Annotated in this window: 23 protein-coding genes and 1 pseudogene; 6 read left to right on the plus strand and 18 right to left on the minus strand. The window is 46.6% G+C overall.

What is annotated here, in order from left to right; all coding sequences use genetic code 11:
- Positions 1–25 precede the first annotated feature (25 nt).
- Entirely contained in the window at positions 26–1,306 is a 1,281-nt protein-coding gene (locus MKX36_RS19575; protein ID WP_045244869.1) for an apiosidase-like domain-containing protein, read from the minus strand.
- A gap of 215 nt (positions 1,307–1,521) precedes the next feature.
- Between MKX36_RS19575 and MKX36_RS19580 the strand changes: the two genes are divergently transcribed.
- Positions 1,522–2,553, plus strand: a complete 1,032-nt coding sequence (locus MKX36_RS19580; protein WP_017427337.1) for a LacI family DNA-binding transcriptional regulator — start codon at positions 1,522–1,524, stop codon at positions 2,551–2,553.
- A gap of 81 nt (positions 2,554–2,634) precedes the next feature.
- On the opposite strand, the pseudogene MKX36_RS19585 reads toward MKX36_RS19580, so the two are convergent.
- From MKX36_RS19585 to MKX36_RS19595, 3 genes and pseudogenes are all read right to left on the minus strand, one after another.
- Positions 2,635–3,625 (minus strand): annotated as a pseudogene (locus MKX36_RS19585) (MFS transporter); the annotation flags it as partial.
- 14 nt (positions 3,626–3,639) lie between these two features.
- On the minus strand, positions 3,640–4,545 hold the full coding sequence (locus MKX36_RS19590) for an NAD(P)/FAD-dependent oxidoreductase (protein ID WP_019688484.1): 906 nt from the start codon (positions 4,543–4,545) through the stop codon (positions 3,640–3,642).
- A 115-nt stretch (positions 4,546–4,660) separates the two neighbouring features.
- Entirely contained in the window at positions 4,661–5,059 is a 399-nt protein-coding gene (locus tag MKX36_RS19595) for an Rrf2 family transcriptional regulator (protein ID WP_016820094.1), read from the minus strand.
- Between the two features lie 340 nt (positions 5,060–5,399).
- On the opposite strand from MKX36_RS19595, the gene MKX36_RS19600 reads away from it, so the two are divergent.
- A complete protein-coding gene (locus tag MKX36_RS19600) occupies positions 5,400–6,230 on the plus strand; it encodes a hypothetical protein (protein WP_090890368.1) in 831 nt (276 codons plus the stop codon).
- Positions 6,231–6,274: 44 nt separating this feature from the next.
- On the opposite strand, the gene MKX36_RS19605 is transcribed toward MKX36_RS19600, so the two are convergent.
- The gene (locus MKX36_RS19605; protein WP_016820092.1) at positions 6,275–6,745 is read right to left on the minus strand and encodes a L,D-transpeptidase; all 471 of its coding nucleotides are present in this window, start codon (positions 6,743–6,745) and stop codon (positions 6,275–6,277) included.
- A 409-nt stretch (positions 6,746–7,154) separates the two neighbouring features.
- On the opposite strand from MKX36_RS19605, the gene MKX36_RS19610 reads away from it, so the two are divergent.
- Positions 7,155–8,591: a glycoside hydrolase family 1 protein gene (locus MKX36_RS19610; RefSeq protein WP_340865393.1), complete on the plus strand. Its 1,437-nt coding sequence runs from the start codon at positions 7,155–7,157 to the stop codon at positions 8,589–8,591.
- A gap of 103 nt (positions 8,592–8,694) precedes the next feature.
- Here the strand turns inward: MKX36_RS19610 and MKX36_RS19615 are convergent, their stop codons facing one another.
- The 3 genes from MKX36_RS19615 to MKX36_RS19625 all read right to left on the minus strand — a co-directional run bounded on the left by MKX36_RS19615 (position 8,695) and on the right by MKX36_RS19625 (position 11,018).
- A complete protein-coding gene (locus tag MKX36_RS19615) occupies positions 8,695–9,624 on the minus strand; it encodes an NAD-dependent epimerase/dehydratase family protein (RefSeq protein WP_017427333.1) in 930 nt (309 codons plus the stop codon).
- Positions 9,625–9,754: 130 nt separating this feature from the next.
- The gene (locus MKX36_RS19620) at positions 9,755–10,381 is read right to left on the minus strand and encodes a DUF1796 family putative cysteine peptidase (RefSeq protein WP_045244873.1); all 627 of its coding nucleotides are present in this window, start codon (positions 10,379–10,381) and stop codon (positions 9,755–9,757) included.
- Positions 10,374–11,018, minus strand: a complete 645-nt coding sequence (locus MKX36_RS19625; RefSeq protein ID WP_016820088.1) for a DUF1796 family putative cysteine peptidase — start codon at positions 11,016–11,018, stop codon at positions 10,374–10,376. The genes MKX36_RS19620 and MKX36_RS19625 overlap by 8 nt, the downstream gene beginning before the upstream one ends.
- A gap of 242 nt (positions 11,019–11,260) precedes the next feature.
- Between MKX36_RS19625 and MKX36_RS19630 the strand changes: the two genes are divergently transcribed.
- Positions 11,261–11,608 carry a hypothetical protein gene (locus tag MKX36_RS19630; RefSeq protein ID WP_025365721.1) on the plus strand — a complete coding sequence of 116 codons (348 nt, stop codon included), beginning with the start codon at positions 11,261–11,263 and terminating at the stop codon, positions 11,606–11,608.
- 25 nt (positions 11,609–11,633) lie between these two features.
- Positions 11,634–12,059 carry a hypothetical protein gene (locus MKX36_RS19635; protein WP_017427329.1) on the plus strand — a complete coding sequence of 142 codons (426 nt, stop codon included), beginning with the start codon at positions 11,634–11,636 and terminating at the stop codon, positions 12,057–12,059.
- A gap of 65 nt (positions 12,060–12,124) precedes the next feature.
- Here the strand turns inward: MKX36_RS19635 and MKX36_RS19640 are convergent, their stop codons facing one another.
- From MKX36_RS19640 to MKX36_RS19655, 4 genes are read right to left on the minus strand one after another with little or no spacing between them, the layout of a single operon-like run.
- Positions 12,125–12,298, minus strand: a complete 174-nt coding sequence (locus MKX36_RS19640; RefSeq protein WP_016820085.1) for a hypothetical protein — start codon at positions 12,296–12,298, stop codon at positions 12,125–12,127.
- 22 nt (positions 12,299–12,320) lie between these two features.
- A complete protein-coding gene (locus MKX36_RS19645; RefSeq protein ID WP_017427328.1) occupies positions 12,321–13,541 on the minus strand; it encodes a glycosyltransferase family 4 protein in 1,221 nt (406 codons plus the stop codon).
- Between the two features lie 33 nt (positions 13,542–13,574).
- Positions 13,575–14,801, minus strand: a complete 1,227-nt coding sequence (locus tag MKX36_RS19650; protein ID WP_340865399.1) for a sialidase family protein — start codon at positions 14,799–14,801, stop codon at positions 13,575–13,577.
- Positions 14,801–16,129 (minus strand): sialidase family protein, encoded by a 1,329-nt coding sequence (locus MKX36_RS19655; protein ID WP_080690749.1) that lies wholly within the window; start codon positions 16,127–16,129, stop codon positions 14,801–14,803. Before MKX36_RS19655 ends, MKX36_RS19650 begins: the two co-directional genes overlap by 1 nt.
- A gap of 75 nt (positions 16,130–16,204) precedes the next feature.
- Here MKX36_RS19655 and MKX36_RS19660 point away from each other — a divergent pair, with 75 nt between their 5' ends.
- A complete protein-coding gene (locus MKX36_RS19660) occupies positions 16,205–16,591 on the plus strand; it encodes a hypothetical protein (protein WP_225164804.1) in 387 nt (128 codons plus the stop codon).
- Here MKX36_RS19660 and MKX36_RS19665 read toward each other — a convergent pair.
- Genes MKX36_RS19665 through wecB form a run of 6 tightly spaced genes read right to left on the minus strand, consistent with a single transcriptional unit; the run spans position 16,584 to position 22,410 of the window.
- A complete protein-coding gene (locus tag MKX36_RS19665; RefSeq protein ID WP_102998211.1) occupies positions 16,584–17,789 on the minus strand; it encodes a glycosyltransferase family 2 protein in 1,206 nt (401 codons plus the stop codon). The genes MKX36_RS19660 and MKX36_RS19665 overlap by 8 nt on opposite strands.
- Positions 17,790–17,816: 27 nt before the next feature.
- Positions 17,817–18,533, minus strand: a complete 717-nt coding sequence (locus MKX36_RS19670; protein WP_019688492.1) for a glycosyltransferase — start codon at positions 18,531–18,533, stop codon at positions 17,817–17,819.
- Positions 18,530–19,528 carry an NAD-dependent epimerase/dehydratase family protein gene (locus MKX36_RS19675; RefSeq protein WP_019688493.1) on the minus strand — a complete coding sequence of 333 codons (999 nt, stop codon included), beginning with the start codon at positions 19,526–19,528 and terminating at the stop codon, positions 18,530–18,532. The genes MKX36_RS19670 and MKX36_RS19675 overlap by 4 nt, the downstream gene beginning before the upstream one ends.
- Positions 19,489–20,343: a dTDP-4-dehydrorhamnose reductase family protein gene (locus MKX36_RS19680; RefSeq protein WP_016820077.1), complete on the minus strand. Its 855-nt coding sequence runs from the start codon at positions 20,341–20,343 to the stop codon at positions 19,489–19,491. The genes MKX36_RS19675 and MKX36_RS19680 overlap by 40 nt, the downstream gene beginning before the upstream one ends.
- Positions 20,340–21,326 carry a polysaccharide biosynthesis protein gene (locus tag MKX36_RS19685; RefSeq protein WP_016820076.1) on the minus strand — a complete coding sequence of 329 codons (987 nt, stop codon included), beginning with the start codon at positions 21,324–21,326 and terminating at the stop codon, positions 20,340–20,342. The genes MKX36_RS19680 and MKX36_RS19685 overlap by 4 nt, the downstream gene beginning before the upstream one ends.
- Positions 21,319–22,410, minus strand: coding sequence for a non-hydrolyzing UDP-N-acetylglucosamine 2-epimerase (gene wecB, locus MKX36_RS19690; RefSeq protein WP_016820075.1), 1,092 nt, complete (start codon positions 22,408–22,410; stop codon positions 21,319–21,321). The genes MKX36_RS19685 and wecB overlap by 8 nt, the downstream gene beginning before the upstream one ends.
- Positions 22,411–22,518 lie beyond the last annotated feature (108 nt).

Genomic DNA, 22,518 nt, shown 5'->3' on the forward strand with positions numbered 1-22,518 from the left:
AGCTTACTCCTGTTCTTCTCTGGTTTTATTTCGTTCCGATGATCACAACATCGCTTTCAAAACCATGCATATCAATGACGGATTGATCAGCCTGGACATCCACCTCCGTTTGGGCAAATCGTCTCTCCGCTAAATCAATGGTTGTAAACTTGTAGTCCTGCACGTTGATATTTAGCCGCACCTTCGTGTTAACCGGGATATACAAGACGAGGGTATTCTCGTTCCCCGCAGCTCTGATCTCCTCTGTCTTGTTTAAAACAATATCCAACGGCTTTATGCCAATCAGGTTGTACATTTCAAACAAATATTTAATAAAGGAATAATCCCATGCGCCCTCAAAACGCAGTGCCGTTCTCCAATCATAGGGACTATCAAAGCCCTCTCCTTCGACAATACCGAACTTCTTGCCTTTTCTATGCCAACTCCAAATGCCATGCGCTCCATAGGTAATCCCCGCTCCCCCGCCTGCCAGAAGACTGTGCCATGCTGCTTTTCTGGCATCTAGTGCAGTGTATCTTCCATACACATTGCGGCTGTAACTGATCTGTTCATAGCAAGGTTCTCCATTGATGACGGGACGTATCTCCGGCTTGTGATAAAAATGCTGGGCAATCTCATGGGCGACATGCTGAAACTCCGAATTATGTCCTGATTGATACATATAAAATCCAAGACCCTTGTGTTGCTCAAAAGCTTCAGGAATTTCCCTCAATCTCCCTTGGATATGCAGCGTAGTCAAGCTTGCCGGGCTTAATTGTTGTACCGTTTCCAGCGCCTTCAAATAGTACGCATTAGCACGTTCTGTAGGAAAATCAGTGTCCCCGCTGATCAAATAAACAGGCTCAAATCGGGAATAGCGGTTTACAACATAAGTTACATAGCTTTCAACGCAATCCAGCGGCATTTTATTGCCCTTCTGGAACATTTCAGCCCATGTATCCGGTACATAGTTACACCACAACAGAACCAGTGCTGGAATAAAGCCGCGCTCGACAGCCATCTGGATCATGACTTCCGCCCGCTCAAAATAAGCTTCGTTTAAGGTATGGTAGTCAAAATCTCCATTTTCCAGTAATGCAAACGGCTGTAGATTCAGGTCTGATTCGCTGGCATCCCATTGTCGGAGCATATTGATCTGTAAAACGTTGAAACCCTGCATTTTTCGATAGTCCAGGTAATCGCTCCACTCTTCAATAGTGGCGTTGGTAAATACGCTCCAGACGGTATCTGCCAAGTAAAAGAAAGGCTTGCCCTTTTTCACAAAACTTCTTTGATTTTCAGCCATGCTTAAGCTCAAACAAATCACCCTTTCACTCATAAACAAAACTAAACTAATGTATAATTTTATACGATATTGAATAAAATAAACTAAATAAAGCGTTCACAATTGAATGTTAACACTATGTATCCAAAAAGGTCAACTCATTTTATCTGTTGTTTGTTTAGTTTAATTTATAAACTAAACTTTATTATATAATCATGATATAATTTATATAGTTTAGTCCAATGGGAGGTTCCACGTTGAAAATAGATGATATTGCGAAGCTTGCCGGTGTTTCAAAATCAGCCGTCTCTTTAGCATTTAATAACAAACCCGGTGTTAGCGAAGAAACCAAAGAACATATATTAAGAATTGCCCACGAGCATGGATATAGACCACGTACCATGAAGTCAAATAAGGAATTTACGAAGAATCACCATGTCATTCGTTTTGTTGCATGCAAAAATACAGGCATCGTGACCGAGCAATATGAATCACTTCCATTTTTCAATGAATTGATCCATCATATTACCCATCAGGTGAGAGAACATGGTAATACTTTGATTTTCTCGTCATTTGATAGCCATAGCCTTGAAGAAGAATTGTCTGCTCTGGAGAAGGACCAGCCTTCTTCAGGTATACTTCTGCTGGGCACCAATTTAACATCCGAGACTATTCACTCCTTACAATCCATTCATTCCAATATCGTTATTTTGGATACCTGCTTTGAACACGTTGATGCCAGTTTTGTATCGATTAATAACTATCTTGGGGGGTACCAGGCAGGCCAATATTTAATCCAGTCCGGACACAGAAATATAGGATACGTACAATCCAGTACCAGAATTCTTAACTTTACAAAACGAAAAGAGGGGTTCATGGCTGCTTTAGAGGAGCACAATCTTGCCATAGGTCATGGGCTTACATTTGATATGCACCCGATGCTTGTCATGTCACAGGACGCATTTAAAACAGCTATTCATAAACTGAATGAGCTGCCTTCGGCCCTATTTTGTGAGAATGATTATATGGCGATCAGTGCTATTAAAACGTTTCAGGAAATGAACATTCGAGTGCCTGAACAAATTTCCGTCATGGGGTTTGATAATATTCATGAAGCTAAGGTCATTAGCCCGGAACTCACAACCATTCATGTGAAAAAGGATATTTTGGCCCGAACGGCTGTAAACTTGCTGATGGAAAGGCTTAATCACAATCAGGAGCACCATACTCAGGTTCTTGTGAATACAGAGGTTATTGAAAGAAGGTCTTGTATAGACGCAGAATTATAATCAAGTGAATAGAAAAAGGCCGCCATATAGGCGGCCTTTCAGCTTTTATACTTCTGAATTGTGATTTTATAGTGAATGAATCTAAGCGTCTTGTTTTTTGCTCAATATAAACGAAAAAGATGCAACAACAAGTGCTATGAATACGACTAACCCACTAATCCAGCCCAAATTCTGTATGGATGTATACTCAATTATGACTCCCCCTAATCCTGCACCTAAGGTCATACCGATATTCATTAGCGCAGTATTGAAGCTTAGAACCATTTCTGAAGATTGTGGCTTTAAAGAAATTAAGTAATATTGATTTGCAGGAGTTGTTGTCCAAGCAGCCATCCCCCACAACATAATCGTCAGAAGAACACCGATCGTAGAAGTTGCTGTTACTGTTAATACGAATAAAGCCGCTGCGTGAACTATTAAACTAATGGAAATCGTCCGGACAGGTCCCCACTTATCCACTGCATATCCGCCTATACGTGACCCTATGAAAGCAAACACTCCTAGTACTAAAAGAGCTGTACTAATCTCATTTATAGAAAAGTCTGCTATGGTGCTTAAAAGCGGAGCAATATAGGCAAAGACCATGGTGTATCCAAGATACCGGTTCATTCCCCTGTAATTTTGGAATAAACCGATTGAGTAGTGCCAGAATGATCAGAGCAATGACAGCAATAATAATATAGATATAACGCCAATCTATATGTGCAGCAATTAAAGTTCCAAGGGGAACTCCCAGCACTAAAGATATTGTAAATCCTGTAATGACTGTTGCGATGGCGCTACCACGTTTTTCAGGTTCAGCCAGTTGAGCAGCGTAATGGGTTGCAACCACAAAATACAGTCCACCACTCATAGCCTGTACAATACGGGAAAGCATGAGCAGCGTAAAATTAATGCTAAAGAAAGCAATGACCGTCCCTAAAATAAAGAAAAGCATGGAATACAATAACACTCTTTTCCTTTCAAGCTTTGCAGTTAGCATGACCAGCACAAGTGCACCAAAAGCATACGATAAGGCATATATGGTAACTAATTGTCCAGCCAATGAAATAGATACATCCAAATCATGAGAGCTTCAATTTCCCGTCATTCGTTAAAGTCTTCCTCTGTCAAATCCAGGTTTACACTCGCAGCGGTTCGGCTACCGTCGGCCGCAGCAAAAATCAACTGAGAAGGCATGAAGTATGAAGAATCCCCCGCAGCATATACACCAGGAATGGAGGTTCTCCCCGCTCCATCCGTTTGGATCCCGCCCGACTCTGTCCTTTCACAGCCCAAACGTTCTCCAAACGGTGCACTTTGCACAAATTGGGGGGTCACAAAGCCGCCGGCCCTTGGGACTTGAGTACCGTCCGTAAAGGACACATACTCCAGCTGTCCATGGTGACCGATGAACGCTGCAACAGGCTGCTCCATTACCGCGACTCCTTTAGATTGAAGTCGTTCTTTTTGCTCGTCCGACAAGAATGCCTGACCGTTCGTGCAGACAAGCAAATCCTTACTCCAGTTCAGGAGCAGTTTGGCTGTGTGATATATAGCTGGCGACTCAGAGACGAGGACAAGCGGTTGATCCCGTAGCTCCCAGCCATCGCAATAAGGGCAATTAAACAAACTTCTTCCGTAGAACGTGTAAAAACCTTCGATCTCAGGGAATATCTCCTTTACACCCATCGCCAGTATCAATTTTCGCGCTTGAACACGAAGGCCTGAAGAATCAAATACCTCGAATCCGGATTCATTTTTCGTAACTGAAATAACCTCGGTTTGCAGATGATGCACAGATGGATACCGCAGTACTTCCTCATAAGCTACGCGGCGGAACTCGGCCGGCGTTACGCCATCTCTCGTAATGAAACCGTGCGACGCATGCGTAACCGCATTTCTGGGCCGGTTATTATCGATCAAAGCCACACTTCTTCTTGCCCTGCCCAGTACAAGGGCTGCATTCAATCCAGCAGGTCCTCCCCCAATAATAGCGCAATCGTACAGCATAACATCCAGCTCCTTTTACAAAGATATTAAAGACTCTTTATATCTATAATTAAAACAAAAAAAAACACTTCACATAACTGGCGATCACCTTCTCTCTATTTATAGCCGCTCCCCTTTATACTTGCGCTTGCTTTTGGGCTAAATCGACCAATTTCGTATTTTTAAGATGGCCCTCCATTTTTTCCTCCGCTTCCCTCATTACAGCTTGAATCAGACATTCTGATCCATGGACAAAATCACATTCAAACAAAGAATTCGTCCCTTCAATCGCATGGATAATATCCAAAAAGGTAATATCGTCTTTATTGCGGGATAAGCGATAGCCCCCATTGGCTCCAGAGACCGATTCGATCATCCCCGCCTTCACAAGCCTCGTCAAAATTTTTGAAAGATACGTGGGTGAGACATTTTGGGATTCGGCCAATTGCTGGACACCTACGGGCTTCACCGACGAATCCTCAACGAGCATGAGCATGGTGTGCAGTGCATAATTGGTTGCTTTGGTAAATTTCATAACTACACCTCATTCACAGACTTATTGTATCTATAATATCTCTGAATCTGCAGGAATGTCAAGATTATAGGTTAAGTACAGAAAATCGAAGGGAAAAATTGCATTTTGCCTTCACCTCAATAACATCCAACCTTATAACAGAATGTTTGACTTGGGCTGGCCTACTAGAGCGGGCGAAAGTATCACTCGCTCCTTCATGTTTTCCAATTGTTATGTAATTTTTTTCAATAAACAAGAAACAAATTCACGATTTCCACGTCTATGTATATAGATTTAATTTTAGGAAAACCTTGGATCAAGTCCTGAAGCCCAATATTTTTTTTACAAAGGAGCAATTAAAATGAAAAATCCAAGACTAAAATACGCTACTGCTTTCCTGTCTAGTATAGTGCTTGTGGGAAGTGTAAGTGGCTTTTCTATTGCCAATGCTAATAGCACTTTACGCCCTAATACGCATGTTCAAAGTTCAGTTAATACTATAAATCCATCTGTTTACCAGTCTGTAACCAAATTTAAAAAGAGCGAGACCCCAAATCAGGTGATTTGGAAGGAGAAAAACGTTTCGTTAGTGGCCAAAAAAATGGAGCTAGAAAATGCACCAAGCTCTGAGAAGAGTGTTATTACATCTATAACGATCAAAACAGGAGAACAGAATTACACCATTAAAACAGATGGATATAATGATAAACTGCGTAATATATCGAGCGCAGTATTATCTCCTTCTAATACATGGTTGGCTATCCAGGCACGGCGCAGTGCAGGAGATACGTTATTACTGATCAATCTTAAAACCGGAAAATCTACCATTGTAAATGATCTTTTAAAAGCTAAAGGCAAAAAAAATGTAGAATCCATTGCTGCTTATAACTGGTCACCTAAAGAAGATCAAATTGCCTTTTCGTACGGTGATACATCAAGGAGCTCCATAGCCATTTATAACACCAAGAAGGATGCCTTTATATATCTTCCTAGGGAAACGGATTACATTAGCACAAGTCTGATTTTATGGCATAAAAATGGAAAAAGTTTAGACTATATAAGTGAGTATCCATCTGACCAAAAGAAGTTGTACAGATACTCAATGGACAGCAAAAAGGTGAAACCTGTTAAAAAAATTAGCCAGAACGAATTTCAAAAATGGTTCAAACTTGATAAATACAGTACAAATTAATACCAAATAGGGCGGAGTAAATCCCGCCCTTTGAATTTTTTGTTCTAGTTTATTGTGATTTTGCCGGAACTTCCGTTTTGCTCAAGCACTTGAATTAGTGCTCTTTGGTCACTGTTAGAAAGTCGGATGCAACCGTATGTTGGACGCAGAGGATACCAAGTCAGAGATGTGCTTGTAGCAGGGTCTCCGCCATGAATCATAATTTCGTCGCGGCCATTATTTGTAGCAGTCAGGAAGTTCCCACTTACTGCTTGATTCAGCCACACACGCTTATAAGGACCATAAGAATAGTCAGAGTCACCTTTCGCATAAACAATTGTTTTCGCAACCCCCGTAGGAATGTCTGCATATTTAAGTCTCCAGTTCGTATGGTCGTTACCATTCTTCGGATCATTTGATCCACGGCCTAAAGCTTCTACAGGTCCAAACACCAAACTACCACTATCGTTATAAACTTTCAGTGTTCCTTTGTAATCTCGATTAGATGGAAAATTAGCAATAATGTGATAACCCATTGTTAAACGCCTCCATTTAGTTTAGTTGAGAGTAGATTTGATAGAGTCGCTAACATCTAAATGGCTCCACATTCTTTAATGTTAGTCTTCAATTCCCTCTCACTTATGTAGGTGATTTAAGGCTGCGAATTACAACCAAATCGTGGCGTCACCAGAAGCAGCTTATCGTCAAGGGCTCTTTATTTTTTGTATGATGAGCTCTGGATCGAAATATTGAAAAATTGCGTTCATAGCCTCTACGTTGGATTTGTTTGAGCAAGCTCTACTAATTTCATAAACTCATCATCTCATCTATTTTTCGTTCCTCGAAATTGCCAACAAGCGAACGACTGAATAATGCGCTAATGTAGAGATACCCCCGCAGAGGATCGCTATGGGAAATCTATAGAATGAAAAGGAGAAACATATCATGGCTAAACACACAATACAAATTCCACCGAATTTCATGATGGGGGCAGCGGCTTCCGCCTGGCAGACAGAGGGCTGGAGCGGTAAACAGGAAGGTCAGGACTCGTATCTGGACGTATGGTACAAAAATGACCGCTATGTCTGGCACAATGGATATGGACCCGCGGGTGCAACCGATTTTTATAATCGTTATACCGAGGATATTGCGCTGATGAAGCAGATTGGACTGACTCATTATCGCACCTCTATTAATTGGGCCCGCTTCTTAACGGATTATGAGCATGTGGTGGTGGATGAAACCTATGCGGATTATATGGGCAAAGTCATTGACGAATTAATTGCAAGCGGAGTCGAGCCGATGATTTGTCTGGAACACTATGAATTACCTGCTTATTTGCTCGACAAATATGAGGGCTGGTCTTCCAAGCATGTGGTAGAGTTGTTTGTGAAATATGCAGAAAAGGTGTTCGAACGGTACGGGGATCGGGTCAAGCACTGGTTTACGTTTAATGAGCCCATTGTTGTACAGACTCGCGTCTATCTGGATGCCCTTCGCTATCCCTATGAACAAAACACACGGAAGTGGATGCAATGGAACTACAACAAAACGCTGGCTACCGCAAAGTGCGTACAGCTTTTCAAAGCCAAAAATTATAGTCAGAACGGGGCTAAAATAGGTGCTATTTTGAATCCCGAAGTGACTTATGCCCGATCCAGCGCCCCTCATGACCAGTACGCAGCACATGTGTATGATTTATTTTACAATCGGATATTTCTGGACCCGCTTATAAAAGGCGAATACCCGCAAGAATTGTTCGAGCTCATGAGCAAGCATGATATTGCATTTGAGGCTACAACGGAAGAGCTGGCCTTGATTAAAGAAAATACCGTGGACTACGTTGGGATCAATCTCTATTATCCCCACCGGGTCAAAGCGCAGAGTAAAGCGTGGAACGAAAACAATCCTTTTCACCCCTCTTACTACTATGAGCATTTCGATCTTCCGGGTAAAAGAATGAACAAGTCACGGGGCTGGGAAATTTATCCGAAGATCATTTACGATATGGGCATACGTATCAAGAACGAATATAACAATATCGAGTGGTTTGTCGCGGAAAATGGCATGGGCATTGAGAATGAAGCTGCTTTCAAAAATGAGGAACACATCATTCAGGACGACTATCGGATTGACTTTATAACTGAGCATTTATACTACACGTTACAAGCTGTAGACGCAGGCTCCAACTGTACAGGTTATATGCTGTGGGCCTTCACAGACAACGTTTCTCCTATGAATGCTTTTAAAAATCGTTATGGACTGGTGGAAATTAATCTGGAAAATGATCGAAGTCGGCATTTGAAGAAATCTGGCTACTGGTATCAATCTATTATCAAGGAGCGCTCATTTGTTGCTGATCTGGATGAAGAGTATAAGTAGTTAAATGGACAAGCTGGCTGGCGAAAACATATAAATTCGTCCAAACCAAAAAGAGGCTGAGAGGTTTTCTCAGTCTCTTGGTTGATTCGCGCGCTCGTTAGCCCTATACGCCTTCTTTGCCTGTGCCCATACTGCTCACGTACGTTTCCTTTAGACCGGCAGAGATACCGTATAGCGGTTCCCAACGAAGCCAATGTCTGGCGACTGCGTTACTCAGACAGCTGTGGTGAATATCTCCCGCCCGCGCCGGTGAATACACAGGGCGCACAGACGAACCGTGCAGCTTTAGTAAATCATAGGCCAGCCGATTGATGGACGTCGTTCGCCCCGTGCTTACATGCACCGTGCGTTGGTCCGCTGCATGCATAGCCGCCATATTGGCTCGAACTATATCCTTGACGTACACAAAGTCACGGGTTTGCGTTCCGTCGCCGTGAATGAGCAAGGGGCTTCCTTTTTTCAGCCGCTCTATAAAAATAGCGACGACACCGCCCTCTCCCTTCGCTGCCTGACCGGGACCATACACATTTCCGTAACGCAAAATCGTGTAGTTCAAACCGTACAACCGATAAAAAAGCCGAATATACGATTCTGCGGTCAGCTTGGACAGTCCGTAGCCTGAAATAGGCTCCACGGGATCGTCTTCCTGAATACATTGCTTTTGCAGCTCTCCATATACGCCGGATGTGGAGGCAAATATGATTTTCGACACACCCGCATCACGACAGGCCTGCAACAAATGAATCGTCCCCAGCACATTCACATCCGCATCCTCATCGGGGTGATGGATGGATTGCTGCACATCAGCCTGTGCAGCCAAGTGAAACACAATATCCGGGCTTTCCCGAATCAGCAGCGTCCTGGCTTCAGGGCTGCGAATATCTGCAATATGCATGACCGCGCGCGGGTCTACATTTGCAGCATTCCCGGTCGTCAGATTATCCAGCACAAGCACTCTGACGCCCGAGTCAGCAAGCGCACGTACCAGCTGGGAACCAATAAATCCGGCTCCTCCGGTGACCAAAGCCTTCACTAGCGCACCCTCCTTTTAAACCGAAGCATCTATCTTCCCTTCGCATCATGTTATGCGATGCTCTACAGCTTGGCGCAGGCGCAAGCACAGGTGGAAGACAATCTATACGTGTTCCTATAGTCTCCGCACCTCAGACATGAAGTCTGACGTTGTCCAGCATATAACGCCACATTTCATCCTGACCGTTCCATATATCCTCTGGTGGCAGCGCTACTGAAACCAATCGTTCCAGTCCCCAATTCAGCTCCGTCACACCTTCAGTCCCTGTATAATCCACGTATAACAAGCGAAAATCATGGGTAATTCTCTGTGACAACACATCATGCAGTTCTACCGCCTGCTCCCGGCTGCCACCGACACGAACCAGCAGCAGACGGGAAGCCAATGCGAATTTCTCCAGTAAACGTGCGATGCGGCGATCAAGTGTCGTTTTGAATGTAGGATAAGACGCCAGCTGCTCTGATGTATTCTGGCTAACCGGAAAATGGTGTGCTGCTGTAACCTCATAGGACGCATCCTCAACCAGGAAGTTATGACCTCCGTAATCATGCCCTGTGACACGCAGGCTTTCAACATCCATAAAACGGGCAAATCGCTCATTCAGTAAACGACTGATCTGTGACAAATTGCCAGAAATCATCCAATCCAGCGGACCTGCATACGGACGCAGTCCGTTTTTATCCAGCTGAATCGAAGGTAAGCAATGCCCTCCCAGGCTAAACACTGCGTCATATTCCCCTTGCAACCGTTCAAGCACGACGACCTCCCCTTTTCGACAAGGACATTCCCTCAAAAAGGGTGCGCCAGTGTGGATCACTCTTGTAATTCCATACATCGGCAAAAGGCATTTCCACTGCGCATACATGAGGAAGTTGCCAATCCACCTCCGTCAACTCCGTTACACCGGAACAATTCACCACTAACAACCGAAATTCATTCGCTACGATCCCCGACAAGATCCGCTCCAGTTCCTCTACTTCTTCATAGGTGCCCAGCATACGGACGAACAAGTTGCGCTTGGCCATCTGTGTTTTTGCAAAAAAACGTTCGATACGACGGTCTATCTTTTCCCTGAACTCGGGATAGGTCACCAGATCTGCGGACGTGTTGCGTTCCTGCGGAAAATCGTGTACCGAGATCACATTATAAGCAATATCTCTGACCATATAATTCAGTTGGCTCGTACCAACGACACTTAAATTAGGCAAATCCATAAAACCTGCAAACCGATTCTCAAGCAAGCGGTTCACATCAGAGAGCGTGTCAGACATCATCCAGTCCAGCACCCCGGCAAACGGCCGCAAACGGTTCTTTTCCAATTGAATGGCAGGTGTACAGTTTTGCCCTAGACTGAAGACCGCGTCATATTCCCCTGCCAGCTGTGCGAGTCTCATAGCCGTGCCTCCTTTGTTAAAGCGACCCTTCCCCCCGATCTACTCTTTGCTTTTTCTGTAGTCGAAAAGGGGCTTCAGGCCGCAGATTGTTCCACTCTACATTACATGCACAGCATGGCAAAAAGGGTTGGACACTGGCGCGCTTTTTGTCAAAGAGGCGTACAACTATCCAGTCCACTCGCGGTTATTTTTCATATCATATAAGGCTGGTAACCTAACGGAATTCAAGGAGGCATCATGATATGTCTGTGTTTCTTTTAACTGTCGATCATCATCTCGCTCACCACAGCGCCCATATACAAAGCTGCCATGTAACCTTTTTCAATCGTGAAAAGAGATCCGTTGATGTGCTGTTGGAAATGGGGAATGACAGTGGTGTTTTTAGGCGGCAACTTCTTCGACTGGGCCCTTCTCCCGAAGCTGGCTCTGTACTGGAAATCAAAGATATGGAGGCAGCCCAAAATCCATTTTATCTGCGGGTGGTCACGAATATTTACAATCCCGAAACGCTGTTTATCCTGGCGGAATTTGTGGAGAACGGGAACGTAGTCGCTAAGCGGACAGCCAGTCATTTTACCGTGACACCTTAATGAACAGGCAGAGGAGGAAAATTGTATGTTGTTGAAATATACAGTTCAAAACAAAGCTGAAGCAGGCACATATGCACTGCCTTTTCAGGTTACCGAACAGGAGATCGTGCTCTCTACATTGATCATTCCTGCAGGTGAAGCTGAGGGCCACATTCTCATCGAAGTCTCTTTGGCATGGGAGAATCCGCTGCTCAACTGGGATATTGGGGAGCTGGATATTCGATTGCGCCGCAACGATGAGCAGGGACCCGTGCTGGATTGGCTGCAGGACTCCTGTTATCAGGAGGGATTTGCCGAGTTAAGCTATGAGGAAACAGCACAACAGGCAGAGACTCATGTATACTGCTTGACTGTACAATCAGCTGACCACCGTGCTGTTGTTACGGGACCACTTATGATGCGAGGCTCGGTTTATGTAGACCAAATGGATGACAACCCGGATGAACAATGAGCTGAAATAAACTAAAGGCAGGTGGGAATGTAAGCCCGACCTGCCTTTTTATATGGTCTGTATGCTCATGGCGCAGATTGTTTCAGCCGTTCCAAAATGTCAGCATCCGGCAGCTTATAATCCTCTGGCAGCGAGGTGTTAATTCGGTTCCAGATTGCATAATCGACCATCTGATCTGGATGTGACTGCTGGATTTCAAAAATACGGTTGTACAAGTCTCCAACGATAGGAAAAGTCATGCTCTCCCTCCTAACTATCGAATCAACGCACTTGATTAAGCGCTTGCCCATAAATATTGACGAGCCGTTCAATCATAACATCCAGCGACCAGTGCGCGGTTCCCCATGCCTTGGCACGATTCCCCATAGCTATCCGTACTTCATCCTGAGCGAGTAAATGCTGCAAATGAGCTGCAAGTGCCTCCACATCGCCAACCGGGGAAACCAGTCCAGTGTGTTCATGCTTCACCATTTCCGGCAGTCCACCCGCATCCGATACCACTGCCGGAAGCCCCATAATCTGTGCCTCCATGACCGAAAACGGCTGATTATCCTGTATGCTCGGATGTACAAAAAGGTCCGCCAGTTGTAAAAGGGCAGGTACATCTTCACGATGTCCGAGAAATACCACGTCTTCTTCCAGCCCCAGCTCCTTCGCCTGTGCCTGAAGCTCTTCCCTCTTATCTCCCTCCCCAACAATCCAGCAAACCCAATCCGTACGGCTTGCTTTCAATAGGCCAAGAGCGCTCATTAAATAATGTAGCCCTTTGATATAGACCAGCCGAGAAGGACAAATGATAACTTTTTTCCCCTCAGGTCGTGTCATGTCTGTTCCCCTGGCATGGACTTCCCAGAAGTGTTCGGTGTCTAAGCCATATTGGAAAGTGGCAATCTGCTGCTCAGGCACTTCGAACTCACGCACAAGCGTCTGCTTCATCCATTCTGTAGACGTAATCGTAATATCAGCGGAAATAGCGCCATAATGCTCCAGCGCCCAATAATATTTCCACATCAGCGTCTCGCGGTAACCCTCTTCATGATCCCGCTCCAAAGCCATCATGACTTCACGAGCCAGCGAGCCATGAATATTTGCTACCAACGCACTGTCTTTGCGTTTGACCCGACTTAGAGCACGAGTGGCTATGACATCTTGCGTATGAATCACATCATACTGCTCAACCCCGAAATAGGCTGCCGCCAGTTCCATACAGTATCGATCCTTTTCCACCGTCTGCACCCATGAATCCAAATGTAATACAGGGGCAGCCGATTCATTCAGCTTCGTATGCAGCAAGGGCAGCAATTGATCCTTCAGCAACTCCTTATCTTCATAGACAATATGGTATTTAGGGGTATCCGGTCCGTTCCCCATCAAGTCTACCGTGTGACCCAGTAGCTCAAGTCTTCGTTTAATTTGCAGCATAAAGGGCCACACACCACCCAAATGAGGAATCGGCCAGTACGTAGCCAACAAAATTTTCAAAACAGCCCCACCTCCTCTGTCTCGTACGTTAAGCTACATTCCGTTGCTTCCGTAAATTTGCTGGAAACCCGATAATGCGTCTGTCCAGACCGCAAAAAAACCGTTATTCGGCACGATCGTTACATCAATAAAATTGCCGATCGTGACCACTGGAACAGGACTAATCCCGTTAGGATTAAAGGAACTGTCTGTTATTCTGAGGTTCGTAAATGTATTCCCTCCGTCCGATGATTCTGCAACAAATACATCTAATAAAGAGGCTGTGATTTGATTGGTGTAGTACACAATCTTAATCACACCGGTCACGGGCGAAACATCAATGGCCGGGAAAAAATGCTGTGCTCCTGCACTGGCTCCTGTCACCGATTGCGGCGCAGTCCAGCTTAATCCACCATCCACGGACCGGGCAAGCAGCACATCCGCATACCCTGCCCGATTATCCTGCCAAACCGCATAAAGCGTCCCCTGATTCGGGCTGGTGGAACGATCTATGGCAATGTTGGCCGTCGGCAATACATTAAAGCCAAAACCGACCACAGGCAGCGGACTTGGAACTGGGACGACAGAGGACACTGGCAGCGAGGAACTGAACGAAGTCCCCCCATTGAAGGACACAATGACCTGATATTGGTTAACCGGATTCGTCACAATGTACCCGACATAAATCACCCCTGTAATGCTCACGGTGATTTCTCCGCGCGTGATCTGATTGGAACCAGGAGTGAGCACCACAGGTGTATTCCATGTGATTCCACCATCCTGCGAGCGTTGAAAAAACATGACTGAGTCGCCGAAAAAGTCGGGGTTATACTGATGCGTACAACATAAATAGATGTTACCGGTATAGGAGCTGACCTGTGAAGTATCGAATTTCACGCTGACTTCCACATTATTGACAAACGTCCCATACCCTCGTTGGGCAATCACGGGTGGATCAAATGTATTGCCATTGTCTCTGGACACATAGGTAGCGATGGTACCGCTCAAGCCGTCTGCGGTAAATACGTGACAAGCTATGACGAACAAATTGGGAAAACCGTAGCTGACGCTATGGGATTCCGCCCCTACATAGCCGGCTGGCAGCGGTAGAATTTGCTGTGTGAAGGAGGCACCACCGTTATCTGAACGGTATACTGCTGTCAACGGCGGTCCGGTCGTAAAATCAATGGCAGCAGCCACTATGGTACCGTCGAGCAGATTGAAAGCCACACTCGGCTCCTGTGCCAGCCTTCCGTTAGGTGTAAGCTGTACGTTCGGCATCAGGCTTCACCTCCCGGTACGCCCGCAAAAATCGTTAAACTGCCTGTGCGCGTATCCGTCCAGACGGATATATAGCTGTTCGGTGGTACAATGGCGATATCAATGTAGTCGCCGATCAGTTCTGATTCGCCCCCACCTACATTCGGGTTAAAGGAAGTCGTTGTGAGACGACTGTTCGTAAAGGTATTGCCCCCATCCGATGATTGAGCGGCGAACACATCCAGATTAAAGCCGTCCAGGCGATTCGTATAGTAGACAACAACGACCAGCCCCGTCTTGGGCGACACTGCAATCGCAGGGAAGAAATTTTGAGAACCCGGCGGGCTGTCCGTCACAATGACCGGAGCGCTCCAGGTACCGCCAAAATCGCTGGATTTGGACAACAAAACATTACTGTAGCCCTGACCAAAATCTTGCCACACGGCATATAGCGTATTTGTTGTAGAAGGTACCCCCGAGCAGTCTGCTGCCAAGCAGGGAGAATTCAATACACGAAAATCATATCCAGGAACGGGCAACGGACTAGGTACCAGCGTTATGTTGGACACAAGAATATCCCCGCTAAAAGTGGCCCCTCCATCAAAAGACCGCCGGATAAAGAAAGCCGGGGTTTGCGGCCCCGTACGAATCCAGCTGACATATACACTGCCATATTTGTCGACCGCGGGCTCGGGTCGCTCCGTGGAGGACTGGATATTGGAAAGCAACAACGGTCGATCCCAGGTCAATCCTCCATCCGTAGAACGCTGGTAGAAGGCCGCAGACCGAGCATTAAACTCTACGTTGTATTGGCGGTTATACGTAACGTAGACATGCCCTAGATACGGACTTGCCCCTGCGTTATCTGTCGTAATATTGGTCCAGTCATTATTAATGTAATCTCCATAGCCTGGGTTAATGACCACGGGAGAGCCAAAAGTGGCTCCATCATCCGTAGAACGATAGATCACGACAGCCCCGTTCTCATTTCCCGGAAACACGTGTGCGGATACGATAAAAATATTGGGGAACAGATAGGCCACCATTCCTGCCTCTGCTCCTGTATATCCTGGTGGAAGTGGCAGTAAAGTATCGGTCCAGTTCGCCCCGGCATCCAGTGAGCGATACAGCCCAATTAAAGGGGGCCCGCTGCTAAAGTCAACAGCTACAGCCACAACAATATTCGGATTCAGTAAATTAACAGCAACACTAGGTTCAAATTTGGGCAGGCCGCTGGGTGTCACTTGAAAATTCAAAGGCATCGCGAGCATTCCCTTCATTATATATAGATATGCCTGAAGTGTTTCTATCAAAATGTACTTTTTTCGGTGTAGCCTACAGACAACCATACAAGCTTTCCTCTCCATAGATTCATAGTATAGAAGCATCCCTATTGAGGGATTCCATCATACTGTTTTGAGAGGATGATTCTATTGGCTTTTACAACTGGATATATGACCAACACAAGGGATTTCGGTACTGCCTGCTCCAATGTTGTTGTAAATTTGGTCAATGAGGACACAGTGAACGCGGCAACCGTGACCATCCAAATTTTTTTCTCACTCGTACCGGATACCAAGACACCACTGTACGTGACATCGGTTAATTTGCCTGCAAACTCGATTGCGCGTCGTACTTTCTTTATACAAGGGGTTCTTGCCTATGAGGTACAATACAACGTAGTCTCCGTCGCACCAGCCAATGTTGTGCTTTCCAACTTTGGATTGGATCAGTTTGGTAATGTTGTACAGGAGCATCGTGTCCTTCAATCTGAGTTGACCACGATCCCAGCTTTGTCTCCTGTTAGCTAAAAGCACCACCCTGCTCCAGTGTCTGATGCAATCTGTGGGTATAATACACGTAATTCCATTCCGGCGGTACGGACTGAACCCCTCGGCCGCTGCCAATGGTCGAATGGTCATCTGTATAGTAGGAAAAGGCATGTGTATCCTGCAAAGGTCGCAGCAAATCCGTAAGATACAACAAATCCGTCACAGCAATATAAGGTTTGATACCGAAGCATACAACAAAGCGAGTTGTCGTTTCACCAATCGCCTGAACCAATGCTTCCTTGACGGAATAATGCGGTCTCGGCGTTACGATTAGCCGAGGGTCAAGCATCATCGTCAGAAAGGAAGCAGCGCTCTGTTCCGGCGTAAGATCAAGCAACCGCACCACGCAATTACTGTAATGCTGCTCCAGCAGATTATCGAGCAACGGCTCAGCTTGAGCCATATCCGTAATAGGCATTAAAATGGTCATTTCAAGTGGGACTCCCCGGCGGGCCCGAGCCTCATACTTGGCAATTTGAAATGCGTGCCGCCAGCGTCGATGTTCTTTTTGGCTGCGCAAGCTGGCCGATACACTAAAAGCAGAATCCACCCGATAATCCATCAGGATCTCCGGAATGAATTTCATGCTGCATGTCTCGGTCAGCCGCAGCCAGTAATCATAATCCTCTACAGGTTGCAGCCGATAGCCGTCGATCAGACGAGCATATTGGCTTTTGTACATAAATGACACCCCGACAATGCTGGCGTTCAACAATTCATGATGTGGCTGACTTTGGTAGCGAATTAATGCTTGTTGATGCTGCTCGTCATACAACGAATTACCCGCAGCGTCAATCTGACGGAAGGTGGAGAACACAAGTCCGAGCGAATCGGGTCCCTGCTCTAGCTCGCACCGCAATCGTTCGATAAAGGATGAATGATACACATTGTCACTGGATACCCAGGTCACATACTTGATCGCTGGATCTTTAAACAACTCATCGAATCCCCGGTTAAGGGCATGGGATACTCCTTGGTTCTGAGGGAGTGTAACCAACTGAACACGCGGGTCTCCCATTGCTGCGTGAAGCGCCGGCTCTATCATTTCCGGCGCCCCGTCAATCACAATGATGAAGCGAAATGCCCTGTAACTCTGGGCTAGTACGGATGAGATCGCAGCTTGCAGATAACCAATATCCTGTTTGTACAGCGGCATAACAATCCCCGTATCTACCATATCAATCCCCCCTGACAAACTTTCGCTTCATGAGGATAAACCGCCCAACATCTGACTGAAGCGATCTCGATAACGTGCTTGGGTGATGTTGTACTCCTGTTCCACAGCAGGCCAATATTTTTTGGTTCCCATTTCATCATGCCAGCGGTAGTTAACCAAGGACTCGTTCAGAAAAGGAAATGGATATCCTGCCAGCATTACTCGGTACCACATATCCAGATCATGGGTGTACGGCAGCAGTTCATCGAACAAACCGATATGTGCAAACAGCTCCTTTTTGAACATCACCGTACATCCATTGACCGGATTCCCCTGCTGGAAAAAACGGTAAAACTCCGTCAGGGACGGAAATACAGCAGCTGCTTGATAGGCTGTGACTTGGCTGTGTTGATTGATGAAATTGAAATTAGTATGAGAGATGTATGCACTCTGTTCGATCATAAAAGAAACCTGGTTATTAATTTTGTCCCTATGGTAGGTATCGTCGGAGCTGAGCCACGCAATATATTCACCGCTGGCATGCCGGATACCATGATTCAAAGCGCTGGCTGTTCCACCGTTAGACTTGCCCAAATAATGTATATAGGGAAGATAGGGCTGAAGCATATTAACATGTGTGGTGGACCCGTCATCGACGACAATAATCTCAAGCGGCCCATAGGTTTGCTCCAAAGCGCTTTGTAAAGCCTGATCCACATATGCACAGTTATAAAAGGGAATGACGATCGTTACTTTTGGTCTCATATCGTTCCTTCCTTTCCAGCTCGGCGGTATTGAATCATATCCTCCAGCGATTGCCCCAGCTGTATGGTCGGCTTCCAGCCCATCTCCTCCAGCTCCTGCGCCCGATATGCCTCCGTTGCCGCTGGCTCGGCTATATCTCCCCATTGTATGGGAATAGATATTTTCGCCAGCGCAACCATACGTTCCACGATATCTCCCAGTTCCACAATGCGGCCTGTGCAGACCGAGTAAATTCGGCCTGGCACTCCCTTTTCCAATAGCACGCCATAGGCGCGAACTGCATCACGAACGTCGAGAAAATCACGCTGCGCATGTCGGGAAGACACGCGAAACGGAGCTGCCTCCGTTACGAATTGCTCTTTCATGCGTTCTGTCCGAACGATATACCCCGCGAGTAATGCACAAAAGCCGGTGGATGGACCCGGGCCAATCAGGTTGCAAGGCTCTGCCAACATGACAGATTGCTCGAACAGCGCGCCCCACGAGAGCGCGACTGCCTCTTGAATGCTTTTGCTAAGGCTGTATGGATGCGTTGGATGGTATGGTGCCTGTAAAGCCGTCTTTAGCCGAGAACCCGCAACAACAATTCTGGCTTGGGGGAAAGGTCGCAGTACATCGAGCAGATACAGGGTGGACAGTACATTGGATTCCATATATAGCAATGGACTCTGCCAAGATTCAGGTACGGAATTTTTGCCACCCAGGTGAAGCACATAATCCGGAGCAATGTGTCGAATCACTTCGCCCAGACGTTTCTTGTCGAGCAAGTCGCACACATAAGGTGTAATACAGCCACGTGTGCCCGCTTCCAGGCTGAAATCCCCATCATTTTCAGTCTGTGAGGTCAATTTTGTAGCAGAAGCGGCAGTGCGAGTCAGCGCTGCCACCTCCCAGCCAAGTTTTGCAAAATAGCGGCAGGCATGCATCCCGGTATAGCCCGCCGCTCCGGTAATGGCTATGACTGGCCGACGTTGTTCCGCTGTGCTTCTGTCCATTCCAGCAGCTCCTTCAGCATGATGCTGTAGTGAGGAACATCGTAGAGCAGATCGGCCCGGGTAGAACGAAGCGTCCGGTCCTGCACCGGCTCATCCTTCGGCACGATCCGAATATCCTCTCTCTTCCAGATATCTTTGAACAGAAGCAGCAAATCATGCTTGCTGATCGGTTCAGGGTGAACCAGATGAATGAGTCCGTCCAACGGCTCATTCATCAACACTTGTATCGCTTTTGCTAATTCCAGCGTTGTGACTCCGTTCCAAAAGACCCGGCGGTATCCGTCAACGTCTCCGCTCTGTTGCAAGAACCAGTGCAGCAAGCCAATCCCGCCTGACCGAATCTCCGGTCCGATAATAGAGGTACGGATGGTCAGATGCCGTGGTGCCTTTACTTCTCCGAGTATTTTCGTCAAAGCATAGGCACTTGTCCCATCAGGTTGATCTGTCTCCTCATATAGGCCAGGAACCCGCTTTCCTTCGAATACGCAATCCGTGCTGATATGAATCAATCGGGCACCGATACTGTCCGCCGTCTGCCGGAGAAGATGCGGCAGCAATCCATTGATTTGGTATGCCGCAATCTGATCTTTCCCGGCATACTGATTGAGTACGCCAACCGCGTTAATAATTACGTCTGGCTGTACACTCCGTACCAGCTGCTCCACCATAAAGCTGTCCTTTACATCCAGCAGGAGACCGCCCTTATTTGCGGAATCACGGGTGGTATAGAACACGTTATACCCGCTCTGGTTTTGAAAATACTTAACCAGAACATGGCCTGCCATGCCGTTCCCGCCCAAAATAAGCAGCTTCATTTGATGAACCCCCCGCTTTGGAGAATGCTTCGAATCTCCTCTTTTGACATCAAATTGAATTCCGAACTAAAGCTGCTGAACGATACCGGAGGGCACTGATTATAACGGTCCTTTAATTGAGGAATATTCAGTGTCGGGAGAATGACCAAATATTGCTCGTCATATACTACCGTTGTCAGGCTTTCAAAGTCGCTCATCAAAATCTCGTGTATTTTCTCACCGGGACGGACGCCCTTTTCTATGATTTCTACATTTTCCACGCCTGAATCCTCAATGAGCACCTCAGCCAAATCCACAATACGGCAGGTTGGCATGGTCATGATAAAAATTTCGCCGCCCACGCTTTCTACGGAAGCTTTGAACAGTAGACTGATGGCATCACGCAAGGTCAGGAAGAAGCGGGTCATGTTCATATCTGTGATGAAAACCTTGCCCTTTTGGCGAATCTGGCTTTGGAACAAATGCACCACGCTTCCGTTTGTACCCAAAACATTACCGCCGCGTACCGTCACAAAACGTGTATCACTATTCAGCAAATTGGCGTAAACAATCAGTTTTTCTCCAATCGCCTTCGTCATACCATAAAAATTGGAAGGGTTGGCCGCCTTGTCAGTCGATATATATATGACCTTCTTTACCTGATTGGCGACAGCGGCCTCGATTACATTTTGGGTGCCTACGACATTCGTTTTGAGCGCCTCATAGGGCTGATCCTCACAGACAGGTACGTGCTTGAGAGCCGCCAAGTGGAATACATAGTCTACTCCTTGGCAAGCGGTAGTCAGCGCATCCTTATCCCGAATATCCCCAATACAGAAGCTGAGTCGTTCATCCTCAAACTGCCTGTTCATTGCAACCTGACTCGATTCTCCGCGTGAAAAGATAATGACTTCTTTGGGGTTACGCGGCAATAACTGGGCAACCAGCTCATGCCCCCAGGAGCCGGTACCGCCGGTAACCAAGATACGTTTGTTTTCAAACATGCCGTTTCCCTCCAAGCAGAAATTTTACTACCTTATCCGACACATCTTCCGCCAGATAGCCTGCGGGACATTGCCACTTATGAGCTATCCCGGTCATTAAGGCTACCGCATTTGCTATAACCTCGCCATCAAGACCGGACACGATATTGCTGCCGCAATCTACCGTTTCCGGCCTTTCGGTCGTGCGACGCATCGTGACCGTCGGCACCCCCATGACACAGCATTCTTCCTGTACGGTACCGCTGTCCGTCAAAGCGCAGCGGGCATGTCGCTCCAGCAGAACGAAGTCAAAAAAACCGAACGGCTCGTGGAATTCTACCAGCGGATCAAGCTGGATCGGCGGGTGGCTTGCGATCCGGGCGGCCGTGCGGGGATGAATACTGCAAATGACACGCTGCCCGAACTGCCGGGCTACTCGGTTAAGACCATCCAAAATAGCCAGCAAATGCGGCGGATGGTCGACATTTTCAGCTCTGTGGGCAGTGACCAGGAAATATTCTCCGGGCGACAGTCCTAACTTTTTCAGAATTTCGCTGCCGGATACCTCTTTCTCATAGTGTTGCATTACTTCATAGATCGGATTTCCAGTCAGTATAATTCGTTGGCTTGGAAAGCCTTCGCGTAGTAGATGCTGCTTGCTTTGCTCTGTATAAGGCATATTAATGGTAGAAATCGCATCAATGACGCGCCGATTCTTCTCCTCTGGCACATCCAGATCATAGCAGCGGTTCCCTGCCTCCATATGCACAACGGGGTAACCCATACGTTCCGCAAGCAGGGCACATAAGGCGCTGTTCGTATCACCTAGCAAAAGTACATGATCCGGGCGTTCCTTGTTTAAAATGTCCTCCATCTGCGAGTACATGGCAGACAGTTGTTTGCCCAGCGTTCCCGCTTTCTCCTGAAGCACATAATCCGGGGCGCGCAAACCCAGCTCGCGGAAGAATTGTCCGCTCAGGCTTTCCGTATAATTTTGGCCCGTATGCACAAGCACATGTTCATCTGCATAATGGTCCAGCTTCGGAATAATCAGGCTGAGCCGTATAATCTCCGGTCTTGTGCCGAGCACGGTCAATATTTTCATGGTTTTGGAACCCACCTTTGCTGTCGTTGTTTCATAGAACTGTGGAGTTCAATGAATAATAGCCATCCAGCAGACTGGCTGTGCTCCGGCTTAACGTTCATCTCAACG

This window comes from Paenibacillus sp. FSL W8-0439 (assembly GCF_038008995.1).
Taxonomy (GTDB): domain Bacteria; phylum Bacillota; class Bacilli; order Paenibacillales; family Paenibacillaceae; genus Paenibacillus; species Paenibacillus polymyxa.

Bases quoted from the DNA above. Each gene is read 5' to 3' on its own strand.
- MKX36_RS19590 (WP_019688484.1), bottom strand. From the start codon at position 4,545: ATGCTGTACGATTGCGCTATTATTGGGGGAGGACCTGCTGGATTGAAT.
- MKX36_RS19595 (WP_016820094.1), bottom strand. From the start codon at position 5,059: ATGAAATTTACCAAAGCAACCAATTATGCACTGCACACCATGCTCATG.
- MKX36_RS19600 (WP_090890368.1), top strand. From the start codon at position 5,400: ATGAAAAATCCAAGACTAAAATACGCTACTGCTTTCCTGTCTAGTATA.
- MKX36_RS19605 (WP_016820092.1), bottom strand. From the start codon at position 6,745: ATGGGTTATCACATTATTGCTAATTTTCCATCTAATCGAGATTACAAA.
- MKX36_RS19610 (WP_340865393.1), top strand. From the start codon at position 7,155: ATGGCTAAACACACAATACAAATTCCACCGAATTTCATGATGGGGGCA.
- MKX36_RS19625 (WP_016820088.1), bottom strand. From the start codon at position 11,018: ATGAGACTCGCACAGCTGGCAGGGGAATATGACGCGGTCTTCAGTCTA.
- MKX36_RS19630 (WP_025365721.1), top strand. From the start codon at position 11,261: ATGTCTGTGTTTCTTTTAACTGTCGATCATCATCTCGCTCACCACAGC.
- MKX36_RS19635 (WP_017427329.1), top strand. From the start codon at position 11,634: ATGTTGTTGAAATATACAGTTCAAAACAAAGCTGAAGCAGGCACATAT.
- MKX36_RS19640 (WP_016820085.1), bottom strand. From the start codon at position 12,298: ATGACTTTTCCTATCGTTGGAGACTTGTACAACCGTATTTTTGAAATC.
- MKX36_RS19650 (WP_340865399.1), bottom strand. From the start codon at position 14,801: ATGCCGAACGTACAGCTTACACCTAACGGAAGGCTGGCACAGGAGCCG.
- MKX36_RS19655 (WP_080690749.1), bottom strand. From the start codon at position 16,129: ATGGTTGTCTGTAGGCTACACCGAAAAAAGTACATTTTGATAGAAACA.
- MKX36_RS19660 (WP_225164804.1), top strand. From the start codon at position 16,205: ATGATTCTATTGGCTTTTACAACTGGATATATGACCAACACAAGGGAT.
- MKX36_RS19665 (WP_102998211.1), bottom strand. From the start codon at position 17,789: ATGGTAGATACGGGGATTGTTATGCCGCTGTACAAACAGGATATTGGT.
- MKX36_RS19670 (WP_019688492.1), bottom strand. From the start codon at position 18,533: ATGAGACCAAAAGTAACGATCGTCATTCCCTTTTATAACTGTGCATAT.
- MKX36_RS19675 (WP_019688493.1), bottom strand. From the start codon at position 19,528: ATGGACAGAAGCACAGCGGAACAACGTCGGCCAGTCATAGCCATTACC.
- MKX36_RS19680 (WP_016820077.1), bottom strand. From the start codon at position 20,343: ATGAAGCTGCTTATTTTGGGCGGGAACGGCATGGCAGGCCATGTTCTG.
- MKX36_RS19685 (WP_016820076.1), bottom strand. From the start codon at position 21,326: ATGTTTGAAAACAAACGTATCTTGGTTACCGGCGGTACCGGCTCCTGG.
- wecB (WP_016820075.1), bottom strand. From the start codon at position 22,410: ATGAAAATATTGACCGTGCTCGGCACAAGACCGGAGATTATACGGCTC.